This window comes from Streptomyces sp. NPDC088387 (assembly GCF_044753385.1).
Classification (GTDB): Bacteria; Actinomycetota; Actinomycetes; order Streptomycetales; family Streptomycetaceae; genus Streptomyces.
Map to the genome: position 1 here is coordinate 346,190 of NZ_JBIVNC010000003.1, position 12,685 is coordinate 358,874.

At 70.2% G+C, this 12,685-nt stretch carries 13 protein-coding genes; 6 read left to right on the forward strand and 7 right to left on the reverse strand.

The window, feature by feature from the left end; genetic code table 11:
* Positions 1-73 precede the first annotated feature (73 nt).
* Positions 74-973 (reverse strand): D-alanyl-D-alanine carboxypeptidase family protein, encoded by a 900-nt coding sequence (locus ACIQAC_RS09745; RefSeq protein WP_402188697.1) that lies wholly within the window; start codon positions 971-973, stop codon positions 74-76.
* A 229-nt stretch (positions 974-1,202) separates the two neighbouring features.
* Here ACIQAC_RS09745 and ACIQAC_RS09750 point away from each other — a divergent pair, with 229 nt between their 5' ends.
* The gene (locus tag ACIQAC_RS09750) at positions 1,203-1,856 is read left to right on the forward strand and encodes a GntR family transcriptional regulator (RefSeq protein ID WP_402188699.1); all 654 of its coding nucleotides are present in this window, start codon (positions 1,203-1,205) and stop codon (positions 1,854-1,856) included.
* Positions 1,853-3,166 carry a nitrate/nitrite transporter gene (locus tag ACIQAC_RS09755; RefSeq protein WP_402188701.1) on the forward strand — a complete coding sequence of 438 codons (1,314 nt, stop codon included), beginning with the start codon at positions 1,853-1,855 and terminating at the stop codon, positions 3,164-3,166. Before ACIQAC_RS09750 ends, ACIQAC_RS09755 begins: the two co-directional genes overlap by 4 nt.
* A 55-nt stretch (positions 3,167-3,221) precedes the next feature.
* On the opposite strand, the gene ACIQAC_RS09760 is transcribed toward ACIQAC_RS09755, so the two are convergent.
* Complete coding sequence (locus ACIQAC_RS09760; RefSeq protein WP_402188703.1) at positions 3,222-4,046, reverse strand: maleylpyruvate isomerase family mycothiol-dependent enzyme; 825 nt, start codon at positions 4,044-4,046, stop codon at positions 3,222-3,224.
* 214 nt (positions 4,047-4,260) lie between these two features.
* Between ACIQAC_RS09760 and ACIQAC_RS09765 the strand changes: the two genes are divergently transcribed.
* Positions 4,261-5,055 carry a carbon-nitrogen family hydrolase gene (locus ACIQAC_RS09765; protein WP_402188705.1) on the forward strand — a complete coding sequence of 265 codons (795 nt, stop codon included), beginning with the start codon at positions 4,261-4,263 and terminating at the stop codon, positions 5,053-5,055.
* Between the two features lie 163 nt (positions 5,056-5,218).
* Here the strand turns inward: ACIQAC_RS09765 and ACIQAC_RS09770 are convergent, their stop codons facing one another.
* Together ACIQAC_RS09770 and ACIQAC_RS09775 are read right to left on the reverse strand one after the other, a co-directional pair.
* Positions 5,219-5,710 (reverse strand): LURP-one-related/scramblase family protein, encoded by a 492-nt coding sequence (locus ACIQAC_RS09770; protein ID WP_402188707.1) that lies wholly within the window; start codon positions 5,708-5,710, stop codon positions 5,219-5,221.
* Complete coding sequence (locus tag ACIQAC_RS09775; RefSeq protein ID WP_402188709.1) at positions 5,707-6,732, reverse strand: helix-turn-helix domain-containing protein; 1,026 nt, start codon at positions 6,730-6,732, stop codon at positions 5,707-5,709. Before ACIQAC_RS09775 ends, ACIQAC_RS09770 begins: the two co-directional genes overlap by 4 nt.
* Positions 6,733-6,784: 52 nt before the next feature.
* Here ACIQAC_RS09775 and ACIQAC_RS09780 point away from each other — a divergent pair, with 52 nt between their 5' ends.
* Positions 6,785-7,183 (forward strand): cupin domain-containing protein, encoded by a 399-nt coding sequence (locus tag ACIQAC_RS09780; protein ID WP_402188711.1) that lies wholly within the window; start codon positions 6,785-6,787, stop codon positions 7,181-7,183.
* On the opposite strand, the gene ACIQAC_RS09785 is transcribed toward ACIQAC_RS09780, so the two are convergent.
* From ACIQAC_RS09785 to ACIQAC_RS09795, 3 genes are all read right to left on the reverse strand, one after another.
* Complete coding sequence (locus tag ACIQAC_RS09785; protein ID WP_402188713.1) at positions 7,177-7,398, reverse strand: DUF6458 family protein; 222 nt, start codon at positions 7,396-7,398, stop codon at positions 7,177-7,179. The two genes, ACIQAC_RS09780 and ACIQAC_RS09785, sit on opposite strands and share 7 nt — an antisense overlap.
* 129 nt (positions 7,399-7,527) lie before the next feature.
* Positions 7,528-8,826 carry a M18 family aminopeptidase gene (locus ACIQAC_RS09790; RefSeq protein WP_402188714.1) on the reverse strand — a complete coding sequence of 433 codons (1,299 nt, stop codon included), beginning with the start codon at positions 8,824-8,826 and terminating at the stop codon, positions 7,528-7,530.
* 121 nt (positions 8,827-8,947) lie between these two features.
* The gene (locus tag ACIQAC_RS09795) at positions 8,948-10,774 is read right to left on the reverse strand and encodes an acyl-CoA dehydrogenase (protein ID WP_402188716.1); all 1,827 of its coding nucleotides are present in this window, start codon (positions 10,772-10,774) and stop codon (positions 8,948-8,950) included.
* Between the two features lie 180 nt (positions 10,775-10,954).
* On the opposite strand from ACIQAC_RS09795, the gene ACIQAC_RS09800 reads away from it, so the two are divergent.
* On the forward strand, positions 10,955-11,431 hold the full coding sequence (locus tag ACIQAC_RS09800) for an SseB family protein (protein ID WP_402188717.1): 477 nt from the start codon (positions 10,955-10,957) through the stop codon (positions 11,429-11,431).
* A 264-nt stretch (positions 11,432-11,695) separates the two neighbouring features.
* Positions 11,696-12,682: an SDR family NAD(P)-dependent oxidoreductase gene (locus tag ACIQAC_RS09805; protein ID WP_402188719.1), complete on the forward strand. Its 987-nt coding sequence runs from the start codon at positions 11,696-11,698 to the stop codon at positions 12,680-12,682.
* The last annotated feature ends 3 nt before the right edge of the window (positions 12,683-12,685 follow it).

The window sequence follows — 12,685 nt, forward strand, 5'->3', positions numbered from 1 at the left end:
ATCGGATTCGCTTGCGCGGGGCCTGTGAATCGCCGTTGGGCCCGCCGCCAGTGTGGGCGGGCCCGTGGCGGGTTCAGCCCAGGCGGGCGAAGCCGTAGTTGAGGAGCTTCTTCGCGTCGGCCTCGCGCTGGGGGCCGGACGTGGAGGTGAGGACCGTACCGATGACGGTCTTGCCGTTGCGGGTGGCGGCGAAGACCAGGCAGTACTTGGCCTGGGCGCCGGAGCCGGTCTTCACGCCGATGGTGCCGCTGTAGTTGCTGAGCAGCGTGTTGGTGTTCTCCCACGTGTAGTAGCGGTAGCCGCCGCTCTTCGTGGTGACCTTCTGCTTCGTCGTCTTCGTCTTGACGACCGCGCGGAAGGTCGAGCTCTTCATCGCGCTGCTCGCGAGCTTTGTCAGGTCGCGCGGCGTCGAGTAGTTCGAGCCGTTGCTTATGCCGTCGAACGAGTCGAACTTGGTGTTCTTCATGCCGAGTTGCTTCGCCGTGGTGTTCATCTTGCCGATGAACGACTTCACGCGCGCCGCCCGCGTCGAACCGCTGCCGAACTTGTCGGCCAGCGCGTACGCCGCGTCGCAGCCGGAGGGCAGCATCAGGCCGTAGAGCAGCTGGCGGACGGTGACCTTGTCACCGACGATCAGCCGCGCCGACGACGCCGTGTTCCTGACGATGTAGTCGCTGTACGCCTTCTGGACCGTGACCTTGGCGTCCAGGTTGAGGTTCGGCTGCGCCAGCACCACCTTGGCCGTCATGATCTTGGTGGTCGAGCCGGTGGAACGCTTGGTGTCCGCGGCCTTGGTGTACAGCGTCGAGCCGTTGGCGTTGTTCATCACGTAGCCGCCCTTGGCGACGATCGTGGGCGTGGCGACGGCCTGCGCCGGTGCCGCGGAGAAGGCCCCGGCCGCGAGCATGGCGCCGGCGGTCACGGTGACAGCGGCGGCTCTGCGGATCCTGGTGCCTTGAATGCCGGTTATCAAGTGAGGTACCCCGATTAAGTTGAATGCCCCTGTTGTCAGGCCCGAGTTGGCGGCGGTGAAGCGGGCCGCATGTGTGAGACATGTAAGGACCGGCAATGGTTGCGCGGATCATGCGGAAATCTGAAGAAGGAGGGACCCGGGAGGCCCGAGGGACGCGGGTGACGCGTGGCACGTCCGGATCCTGGGACAGGACTGCCTCATGCGTACGTGATGTATCTATCCTGTGGGCATGCCCTCCGTCGCCGTGAAACAGCCCCCCGCCGCCGACCGCGTCTACACCCACGTCAAGCAGGGCGTCCTGGAGCGGCGCTACGAGGGCGGCGCACTGCTCACCGAGGGAGAGCTGGCACACGCCGTCGGGGTGTCCCGCACACCGGTGCGCGAGGCGCTGCTGCGCCTGGAGGTCGAAGGGCTGATCAAGCTCTACCCCAAGAAGGGCGCCCTGGTCCTGCCCGTCTCCGCGCAGGAGATCGCCGACGTCGTCGAGACCCGGCTGCTGGTCGAGGAGCACGCCGCGCGCAAGGCCGTACCCGCGCCGCCCGGCCTCATCGAGCGCCTGGAGGAGCTGCTCGCGCAGCAGAAGGAGCAGGCCGAGGCAGGTGACCTCGCGGGCGCCGCCGTCACCGACCGCTGTTTCCACGCCGAGATCGTCCGCAGCGGCGGCAACGCGATCCTCAACCGGCTCTACGACCAGCTGCGCGACCGGCAGCTGCGGATGGGCGTCGCCGTGATGCACTCCCACCCCGACCGGATCGCCAAGACCCTCGCCGAGCACGAGGAGATCCTGCGGGCGCTCAGCTCCGGCGACGCCGAGGCCGCCGTCGGGGTCGTCCACCGGCACGTCGGATGGTTCTCCCACCTGGCCCGGGGTGAGGTGCGGTGAGCTCCTCCTCCGGTCCGCCCGCCATATCCCTGCCGGGCGATCCACCGGGCGGCCGGCGTGCCGTCGCCGTGTGGAGCATCGGCGTCTCCGTCTACTTCGTCGCCGTCATCTTCCGTACGTCCCTGGGGGTCGCCGGACTCGACGCCGCCGAGCGCTTCCACGTCAACGACTCGGCCCTGTCGACCTTCTCCATCCTCCAGCTGCTGGTCTACGCCGGTATGCAGATACCCGTCGGCCTGCTGGTCGACCGGCTCGGCACCAAGAAGGTGCTGACCATCGGTGTGGTGCTGTTCACCGCCGGACAGCTCGGCTTCGCCTTCTCCCAGACGTACGGCACGGCCCTGGCCTCCCGCGCGCTGCTCGGCTGCGGGGACGCGATGACCTTCATCAGTGTGCTGCGGCTCGGCAGCCGCTGGTTCCCCGCACGGCGGGTACCGCTCGTCGCGCAGCTCGCCGGGCTGGTGGGCATGGCCGGCAACCTTGTCTCCACGCTCGCCCTCGCCCCGCTGCTGCACGGCATCGGCTGGACCGCCGCGTTCGCCGGGAGCTCCCTCGCCGGTGTGGTGGTGCTCGTCCTCATGCTGGTCTTCCTCAAGGACCACCCCGAGGGACACGAACCCGAGCCCCTCCCGCACCTCGGCGCTGCCTACGTCCGCAAGCAGATCGCCGCGTCCTGGCGCGAACCGGGGACCCGGCTCGGGCTCTGGGTCCACTTCACCTCGCAGTTCCCCGCGATGGTGTTCCTGCTGCTGTGGGGACTGCCCTTCCTCGTCGAGGCCCAGGGCCTCGGCCGCGGCACCGCGGGCGCGCTGCTCACCGTGGTCGTCCTCTCCAACATGGCGATCGGGCTCGTCTATGGGCAGATCGTCGCCCGGCACCACGGGGCGCGGCTGCCGCTCGCGCTCGGCACGGTCGGTACGACCGCGACGCTGTGGGCCGTGACGCTGCTCTGGCCCGGCGCGCACGCGCCGATGTGGCTGCTGGTCACGCTGTGCGTGGTGCTCGGCGCGTGCGGGCCGGCGTCGATGATCGGCTTCGACTTCGCGCGGCCCGCGAATCCGCCGGAGCGGCAGGGGACGGCGTCCGGGATCACGAACATGGGGGGATTCGTCGCCTCCATGACGACGTTGTTCGCGGTGGGTGTGCTGCTTGACGCCTCCGGCGGGGACTATGCCGTGGCGTTCTCGTCGGTGTTCGTGTTGCAGGCGCTTGGGGTGAGCCAGATTCTGCGGTTGCGGGGGCGGGTCGCTCGGCGCGAGCGCGAGCGGCTGGTCGCGAGCCGGGTGTCCACGGTCCACGTCCCTGTGTGACGCCGGACGGGCCGAAAGCAACCGGCGTTGCCGCAAGGACTGAACGGCGACCCCGCTACTGCGTCACCGTGAAGTTCGCCAGGATCGCCGTCGTCAACTGCTGGTCGCCCTCTGCCTTTACGCGGTCCGAGACCGCTGCCGGGGTGACTCGGCCGCAGGCCAGGCGGACGTAGGTCTCCCAGTCGAGGGTGAGGGTGGCGGCCGGGCCCAGGGCGGGGGCCGTTTCCAGGGTGCCGCGGCCCTGGATGTCCACACGGATCGTGCGCAGGAACTCGACCGGGCCGTGCACGTCGAAGACGATCGCCGAACTGCGCGGCGCGTCCGCCTTGGTGGCGACGATCTCCGGAAGCGCGGCCAGCAGCACGTCCCGTGCCACGTGCGCGCCGGGCGAGTCGAGGTTGCCGGGCCGGCCCAGCGCGGCGCGCAGGTCCTGTTCGTGCACCCACATGTCGAACGCGTGGCCGCGCATCGCCTCTTCGAGGGTGCGGTCGACACCGAGCGGTCCGCGCACCTTCGTACCGGGATCGCGCGACTCGTTGCGCAGCTGGCGGTTGCGGCGGATCACCGTGTACTCCAGCTCGGAGGTCATCTCCGGCGCCGTGTGGTGACGGCGTACGTCGACCTGCATCTCCATGTAGCGCTGGTGGTCGTTGGTGACGTGGAACAGGTCCCGGGGGAGCGTGTGGATGGGGCGCGGGTCGCCGAGCATCTCGTTGTTCAGCCCGATGACATGGGAGACGACGTCCCGGACCGACCAACCCGGGCACGGGGTCCGCCGGTTCCACTCGCCCTCCACGAGCGGCTGGACCAGCTCGGATATCGCGTCGATGGAGTGGGTCCAGGCGTCGGCGTAGGGCTGGAGGGTGGGATGCAGACTCACGGAACGGGACCCCTCGGCGGTCTTGACACGGGCAGTTGGCGGCGGCATTGCCAGTGGGAGGTGGCTGTCGGCGGCGTCTCGGACTCCCCCGGTTCGTGGCGGGGCTCGAACCGGCGGGACCCCCAAGTTACGCTGCTGTGCGTCACCCCGGCAGTGCTTTCGTGTGACGATCGTAGGCCCGTGTGGACGACTCGAATGCCAGGACGGTGGTAGTGTGCGCGCTTCTCTCCTCCAGATCGCCGTAGATGAGGACGAACCGGTTGAATCGCGCCGGGTGCGGGTCGCTTCGCTGGTACGGGAACAGGCCGGGCTCGCCGACCTCGTGGTACTGCCGGAACTGTGGACCACCGGGGCCTTCGCGTACGAGGAGTTCGGCCGCGAGGCCGAGCCGCTGGAGGGGCCGACGTACGAGGCCATGGCGAAGGCGGCGAGCGACGCGGGCGTGTGGCTGCACGCCGGGTCGGTTCCCGAGCGCGACCCTGAAGGACCGCTCTACAACACCTCCCTCGTCTTCTCCCCCTCCGGCGGACTCGCCGCCGCCTACCGCAAGATCCACCGCTTCGGCTTCGACAAGGGCGAGGCCGTGCTGATGGGCGCGGGGCGGGAGTTGGTGACCGTACGGCTGCCGGAGACGGTGGTCGGGGTGGCCACCTGCTACGACCTCCGGTTTCCCGAGATGTTCCGTGGGCTGGTCGACGCGGGGGCGCAGACCCTGGTGATTCCGGCGGGGTGGCCGGAGCGGCGGCGGGAGCACTGGACGCTGCTGGCTCGGGCGCGGGCCGTGGAGAACCAGGTGTTCGTGCTTGCCTGTGGAACGGCCGGGGTGCATGCGGGGGTTCCGCAGGCGGGGCACTCGATCGTGGTGGATCCGTGGGGGGTGGTGCTGGCGGAGGCCGGGGGCGGGGAGGAGGTGCTCCGGGTGGAGTTCGATGCGGGGGTTGTCGGTCGGACGCGGGAGCAGTTTCCTGTGCTGCGGGATCGGGTGCTGGGGGTATCGGCGCCGGGGTGACCTGAGCGGCGGTGTTCGGCGGGCCGGCGCTGGGGTGCGGGCGGGGGCGTTTGCGCAACCCGGCGCTACGGGGTGCCGCCGCGCCCACCCTCCCCCTCTCGGCTTCGCTCAAGCGGGGATCGCCATCGCCCCAGCGGCACGACTGCCCGCAGCGGCGGTCGGCCTAGTCGTCGTCCTCCTTCTCCGCCAGTTGGATGACGCAGACCGCTACCGCGATCAGCAGGGCCGGGTCCGTGTCTTCGCGGACGACGTCGACGCCGTAGGTCTCGCGGATGTGGAGGAAGCGGCGGGAGATGACCGCGAGGAGCTCTCCGTCGTACTCGACGGCGAACTCCCGGTCGAGGATCTTGCCGCTGACGTCGAGGTCCGTGCCGTCGACGAGGCTCACCCGGTAGTGGTTGCGCAGCAGCGAGAGGCGTTTGCGGCGGATGCGGGCCAGTGGTTCGCCGCCGCGCTCGATCAGCATGGTGTCGCGCAGGGCGAACATCTTCTCGCGGATGTGGATCAGCACCCGCCCCTGTGTGTCCTTCAGCTCGAAGGTGTCCCGCAGCCGCATCGCCTTGCCGTCGACCAGGAACGCCTTGTTGCCGCGGTCGTCCTCGATCCAGTAGTCGTCGCCGAAACCGAGGAGCCGTTCGCGTACGAGGAATCTCATGTTCTGAGCGGTTCCCCGGACGCCGGTCCGAAACGCCGCCGGTAGGCCGAGGGGCTGAGTCCGGTCTCGCGGTGCAGCCGGGCGCGCAGGTTCGCCGCCGTACCGAGCCCGCTGCGTGCGGCCACCACGTCGAGGCGGGCCTCACCGCGCTCGATGAGCCGGCACGCGAGGGCGACGCGTTCGCCGTTCAGCCAGGTCAGCGGGGTAGTGCCGAGCTGGGCGCGGAAGCGGCGGTGCAGGGTCGCGGGGCTGACCGCCGCGTGGGCGGCGAGGTCGGCCACCGTCAGCGGGTCGCCGAGGCGCTCCTGCGCCCACACCAGCAGCGGTCCGAGCGACTCGTCGGGCACGTCCGGCACGGGCCGTTCCACGAACTGCTTCTGGCCGCCGTCCCGGTGTGCGGCGAACACCAGCCGCCGCGAGACGGCGTTGGCGATCTCGGCGCCGTGGTCACGCCGCCAGATGTGCAGGCCCAGGTCCAGCGCGGCGGCGCTGCCCGCGGCGGTGAGCAGATCGCCCTCGTCGATGAAGAGCACGTCCGGTTCGAGGACGACGGCGGGGTGCAGGGCGCGGAAGGAGTCCACCCAGCCCCAGTGCGTGGTGGCCCGGCGGCCGTCCAGCACCCCGGCCTCGGCGAGCGCGAACGTGCCGGTGCAGAAGCTCATGACCCGCGCCCCGCGCGCGTGCGTACGGCGGATGGCGTCCCGGACGGCCGGCCCGCGCGGGACGACGTTGTCCGGGCGGCCCGGCACGACCAGGGTGTCGGCGTCGTCCACCGCGTCCAGGCCGGCCACGTTCGTCAGGGTGAAGAAGCCGTGGTTCATCCGGACCCGGGGCGTCGGCGCGCAGAGTGTGACGTCGTAGAGCGGGGCGGGCAGGCCCAGTTCGGGGCGCGGGAGTCCGAAGAGCTCGGTCGCGACACCGACCTCGAAGGGGTTGGTGCCCTCGTCGACGATCACCGCCACCCGGTGCGGGCGGCCGGGCCGGAGGGCGCGAGGCGCGGGCTGCGAGGATCCTTGCGGCATGTGCGATTTCTAGCACTCGTACCCGTACGGCGCCACGGCGGACGATGACCGTATGGAACCCATCGCCCTGGACAGGGCCCTCGACTCCTTCAGTGATCTGTGGAGCCCGCGCATCGTCACCGCCGTCAACGACTACGACGTCCGTATCGCCCGGGTCGAGGGCGAGCACGTGTGGCACGTGCACACCGACACCGACGAGTTCTTCCTGGTCATCGAGGGTGAGCTGCACATCGCGCTGAGAGAGGCGGACGGCGAGCGTACGGTTGTGCTCCCCCGCGGATCGGTCTTCACCGTGCCGCGCGGAACCGAGCACAAGCCGTACGCCCCCGTCCCGAGCGCCATCCTGGTGTTCGAGCCCACCGGGACGCTCAGCGTCGGCGACCGCCATGACGAGGTCCCGGATCACGTGGACGCGACGACGGGACACGCGCTGGCCGGCGGGGTTCAGTAACGCCGGTTGGGGTCTTCGTCGACGACCCGGGTGGCCGGTGGGACGACCACCCGACGGCGTCGGGCGATGCTGCTGAACGTCGCCACGCCGATGAGGCCGACGGCCATGAGGATCACACCTACGAGGTCGAGATTGACCCCTTCCATGTCCCAGTCCGTCGCAAACGCGAGGATCGCGCCCACGGCGATGAGGATGATGCAACCGCCGAGGCCCATGACTGTCGCCTCCTGTCGGGTCGGGTGCTGCCGGTCCGCACCGGGTACCCGCCCGACGGGCCGTCATGCCGCACCCCCGCCCGGCACATCGGCGCCGCCGTCGGCAACATCACCTGCGCGGCGGCGACTTCAGCCCTCCAGGAACGCCACCAGGGCGTTGCCCAGCAGATACGGGTCGTCCACCCCGCACAGCTCGCGCGCACTGTGCATCGACAGGATCGCGACGCCGATGTCGACCGTGCGGATGCCGTGCCGGGCCGCGGTGATGGGCCCGATGGTGGTGCCGCAGGGCATGGAGTTGTGGGAGACGAACGACTGGAAGGGCACACCCGCCTTCTCGCAGGCGGCGGCGAAGATCGCGCGGCCCGAACCGTCCGTGGCGTAGCGGTTGTTGACGTTCACCTTGAGGATCGGGCCGCCGTTGACCCGCGGGTGGTGCGTCGGGTCGTGGCGCTCGGCGTAGTTGGGGTGCACGGCGTGGCCGGTGTCGGAGGAGAGGCAGACCGTGCCGGCGAAGGCGCGGGCGCGGTCCTCGAAGGTGCCGCCGCGGGCGAGCACCGAGCGCTCCAGGACGGAGCCGAGCAGCGGGCCGTCGGCCCCGGTGTCGGACTGCGAGCCGTTCTCCTCGTGGTCGAAGGCGGCGAGGACCGGGATGTACGGCAGGTCGTCGCCGCTGCTCGCGACGGCCGTCAGCGCGGCCGTACCGGCGTGCACGGAGAGCAGGTTGTCCATCCGCGGGCCCGCGAGGAGTTCCTGGTCGCGGCCCAGGTAGGCGGGGGCCTCCACGGAGTGCAGCATCAGGTCCCAGCCCGCGGCGGAGCCGGCCGGCAGCCCGGACTCCGCTTCGAGGAAGGCGATCAGATCGCCGTCGCGCACATTGTCGCCGAGGCCCCAGACCGGCTGAAGGTGGCGCTGCTTGTCGAGCTTGAGCCCCTCGGAGGAGACCGAGCGGTCGAGGTGGATCGCGAGCTGGGGGACTCGCAGCAGCGGCCGGTCGATGTTGACCAGGCGGGTCGAGCCGTCGCGCAGGGTGAGCCGGCCGGCCAGGCCCAGATCGCGGTCCAGCCAGGAGTTCAGCAGCGGGCCGCCGTAGATCTCCACGGAGACCTGGCGCCAGCCGTGGGAGCCGCTGTCGGGGAGCGGCTTCACACGGAGGTTGGGGGAGTCCGTGTGCGCGCCGACGATCCGGAAGGGGGTGTGCGGAGCGGCGCCCTCGGGGACGTACCAGGCCACGACGGCGCCGCCGCGCAGCACGTACTTGCCGCCGGTCGTGCCGTCCCAGGCGTCCGTCTCCACGACCTGCCGGAACCCGGCCTTCTCCAGCCGCTCGGCGACGGTCGCCACGGCGTGGTACGGCGACGGCCCGGCCGCCAGGAAGGACATCAGGTCTTCGGTGTGGCCGCGATCGAGGCGGGGGGGTTCGCTCATGGGGTTCACCTTAACGACGTACGAGGGCCCGCTTCCCTTGGTGGGAGCGGGCCCTCGTGAGGACGGTGCGAAGGACCTGGGCGGTTGCCGGGAGGACCTGGGTCGTGTCCGCGGACTCGGCCTAGAAGGCGCTCTCGTCCAGTTCCATCAGGTCGAGGTCGACGGTCTCGGAGATCTTTCGGGCCAGGGTGACGCCCGGCAGGACGTTGGCCGCGAAGAACTTCGCCGCCGCGATCTTGCCGGTGTAGAACGCCTTGTCCCGCTGGGAGGCCGTCGGCAGCTTCTCGACGGCGACCGCGGCGCCGCGCAGCAGCAGATAGCCGACGACGACGTCGCCCGAGGCCATCAGCAGGCCGGTGGTGTTCAGACCCACCTTGTAGATGTTCTTGACGTCCGTCTCGGTGGCCGCGAGGTCGGTGAGCATCTGCCCGACGATCGCCTCCAGTTCGACGGCCGCCTTGGCCAGGTGCTCGCGGGCGCCGGCCAGTTCGTCGCCGCCGGTGCTCAGCGCCAGGAACTTCTTGATGTCCTCGGCGAGCGAGTTCAGCGCGGCGCCCTGGTTGCGGACGATCTTCCGGAAGAAGAAGTCCTGGCCCTGGATGGCGGTGGTGCCCTCGTACAGGGTGTCGATCTTGGCGTCGCGGATGTACTGCTCGATCGGGTACTCCTGGAGGAACCCGGAGCCGCCGAAGGTCTGGAGCGACTGCGCGAGCTGCTCGTAGCCCTTCTCGGAGCCGTAGCCCTTGACGATCGGCAGGAGCAGGTCGTTGAGCGCGTGCTCCGTCGAGGCGTCCTCGCCGGTCGCCTCCTTGACGGCGATGGCGTCCTGCACCGACGCGGTGTGCAGCACCAGGGCGCGCATGCCCTCCGCGTACGCCTTCTGCGTGATCAGCGAGCGGCGGACGTCGGGGTGGTGGGTGATGGTGACCTTGGGGGCGGCCTTGTCCATGAAGTTCGCCAGGTCGGGGCCCTGGACGCGCTCCTTGGCGTACTCCAGGGCGTTCAGGTACCCCGTCGACAGCGTCGAGATGGCCTTCGTGCCGACCATCATGCGGGCGAACTCGATGATCCGGAACATCTGGCGGATGCCGTCGTGCTTGTCGCCGATCAGCCAGCCCTTGGCGGGGTGGCGGTCGCCGAAGGTCATCTCGCAGGTGTTGGAGACCTTCAGGCCCATCTTGTGCTCGACGTTGGTGGCGTAGACGCCGTTGCGCTCGCCCAGCTCGCCGGTCTCGAAGTCGAAGAGGTACTTCGGCACGAGGAAGAGGGAGAGGCCCTTGGTGCCCGGCCCGGCACCCTCGGGGCGCGCGAGCACGTAGTGAAGGATGTTCTCCTCCATGTCGTGCTCACCGGAGGTGATGAAGCGCTTCACACCCTCGATGTGCCAGGAGCCGTCCTCCTGCTGGACGGCCTTGGTACGGCCGGCGCCGACGTCGGAGCCGGCGTCCGGCTCGGTCAGCACCATCGTGGAGCCCCAGGTCCGCTCGACCGCGAGCCGCGCGATGTGCTTCTGCTGCTCGGTGCCCTCGTCGAAGAGGATGCCGGCGAAGGCCGGGCCGGAGCAGTACATCCACACGGCCGGGTTGGCGCCGAGGATCAGCTCCGCGTACGACCAGATCAGCGAGGGCGGCGCGGTGGTGCCGCCGATCTCCTCGGGCAGGCCCAGCCGCCAGTACTCCGAGTCCATGAAGGCCTTGTAGCTCTTCCTGAAGGACTCCGGGACCGGAGCGGTGTTCGTCTCGGGGTCGAAGACCGGCGGGTTCCGGTCGGCGTCCGCGAAGGACTCCGCCAGCTCGTTCTCCGCGAGCCGGGTCAGCTCTTCGAGGACGCTCTTGGCGGTGTCCGTGTCCATCTCCGCGAACGGGCCGGTGCCGTACAGCTTGTCGCGTCCGAGCACCTCGAAGAGATTGAACTCGATGTCGCGGAGATTCGACTTGTAGTGCCCCATGGCGACGGCTCCGTAGAGAGAGATCCGGCGAGGCACAGACTCCTCGCTCCCAAATTCACATGCCAACTAATTGCCTACGATGATGCTACCCGTCGGTAATAAGACGCAACCCCTACTCGGCCAAGTGTGAGAAGGGTCTACGGCGCCACACCGCTCCGCCCGCTCGGTACGCTTGCGCGCATGTACGGATACGGGCAGCCGATGGACAACGGTGGCGGGCAGCAGTACGCCCAGCCGCAGCAGATGCCCGGCGGCGCAGGCGGTTACGGCCAGCAGCCGCCGCTGTATCCGGAGCCTTCCCCGCCGTCGCTCGCCGACGCGGTGCGCGCGTTCACCACCGGGCAGATGCCGGCGGAGGACTTCCAGCAGGTCTTCGCCACGTCGAAGGTGTACTGCCCCCGCGGCGACAACCCCGGCTTCCTCGCCCTGCACAACACCCAGCAGCCGGTCATCCCCATGTTCTCCTCGCTCAAGGAACTGCGGCGGTACGCGGGCAAGGAGTCCAAGTACTTCGTGATCACCGGCTCCGAGGTGATCGACCTCCTGCCCACCGGCTACGGCTTCGTCCTCGACATGGAGGGCGAGCACCGGATGGTCTTCGACGCGAAGGCGGTCGAGCAGATGGTCGAGTTCGCGATGCGCAGGATGTACGGCTGACGGCTGATGGGTGACGGCTGACGGCTGACGGGTGGGGCTGGGGCTCCCGGGGCGCCGGAGGTTTCTGTGGCCACTGTGGTCGCTGTGGCCTTTGTGATCTTTTGATTCCCTGTGTGACGGCTGAGCCGCGCATTTGAGCCGGGTGGCGTGCGGACGTCTGGTAGTACCCCTCGTCCTGGCCCGCCACGGGCCGGAACCGTCCCGCGCTCCCTACATTTCCGGTGGAGTGACGGCGATCGACCGGCACATGCGCTGGGGGCCCGGATGACGGCTGCACGGAACGTACTGATCACAGGAGGCTCGGCGGGGATCGGCCGGGCGTGTGTGGAGCGGTTCGCGAGGGCCGGTGACCACGTGTGGTTCACCTATCACTCGGGGCACGGGCGGGCGGCGGAGCTGGTCGCGCGGCTCGCGCGGAGCTGTCCGCTGCCGGTGCGGGCGTTCGCCTTCCGGCAGGGCGAGTGGGACGACCACGTACGGCTGCTCGACGAGCTGCCCGGACCGGTCGACGTGCTCGTCAACAACGCGGCGGTCGGCTCGAAGACGGTCGAGACGTACGTGCCCGGCCCCGACCACGTCAGGGACGCGGCCTTCCTCCAGATCAACGCCGTGGGGCCGCTGTGGCTGGTCCAGCAACTGCTGCCGGGGATGCTCGCACGGGGCGGCGGCAAGATCGTGAACGTGTCCAGCGTGGGCGGCGGGGTCGCGCCCTTTCCCGGGTTCCGGATCGCGGACGGCATGAGCAAGGCGGCGCTGGCCTATCTGACCCGGCATCTGGCGGCGGAGCTGGCGCACGAGCCCGTGGACGTGGTGGCCGTCTGCCCCGGCGCCGTGGAGACACCGATGTTCGAGGCCAGCACCCTCACGGGCCTCACCCCGGAGGGCAGGGCGGCCGTGGAGGCCGCCCTGCCCCGAGGCCGCCTGATCCACCCGGCGGAGATCGCCGAACTGACCTGGTGGCTCTCCGGCCCCGGCTCGGCGGTCCTGCACGGAGCGGTGATCGATGCGTCGATGGGCCTGGGATCACACCCGGGGCTGCTGACGGGGGCGGGGGTGCTGACGCACGGGGGGCATGGAGGCGATGCCGATCGCGTGCCGGTGGGCGGTCCGGCCGACAGGCGGCCGGAGCCCGACCCCGTCCTGGACGCCCCGCCGGCCCGGACGCCCTCCGCCACCGGACGGCCGGCGCCCGTCCGTACCCCGCCGCTCCCCACTGCCCCGATGTCCGGTTCCGCGCGGGGTGCCCGGTGACGG

Coding starts and splice junctions, on each gene's coding strand:
- ACIQAC_RS09750 (WP_402188699.1), top strand. CDS start 1,203: ATGCCCTCCGTCGCCGTGAAACAGCCCCCCGCCGCCGACCGCGTCTAC.
- ACIQAC_RS09770 (WP_402188707.1), bottom strand. CDS start 5,710: ATGAGATTCCTCGTACGCGAACGGCTCCTCGGTTTCGGCGACGACTAC.
- ACIQAC_RS09775 (WP_402188709.1), bottom strand. CDS start 6,732: ATGCCGCAAGGATCCTCGCAGCCCGCGCCTCGCGCCCTCCGGCCCGGC.
- ACIQAC_RS09780 (WP_402188711.1), top strand. CDS start 6,785: ATGGAACCCATCGCCCTGGACAGGGCCCTCGACTCCTTCAGTGATCTG.
- ACIQAC_RS09785 (WP_402188713.1), bottom strand. CDS start 7,398: ATGGGCCTCGGCGGTTGCATCATCCTCATCGCCGTGGGCGCGATCCTC.
- ACIQAC_RS09790 (WP_402188714.1), bottom strand. CDS start 8,826: ATGAGCGAACCCCCCCGCCTCGATCGCGGCCACACCGAAGACCTGATG.
- ACIQAC_RS09795 (WP_402188716.1), bottom strand. CDS start 10,774: ATGGGGCACTACAAGTCGAATCTCCGCGACATCGAGTTCAATCTCTTC.
- ACIQAC_RS09800 (WP_402188717.1), top strand. CDS start 10,955: ATGTACGGATACGGGCAGCCGATGGACAACGGTGGCGGGCAGCAGTAC.
- ACIQAC_RS09805 (WP_402188719.1), top strand. CDS start 11,696: ATGACGGCTGCACGGAACGTACTGATCACAGGAGGCTCGGCGGGGATC.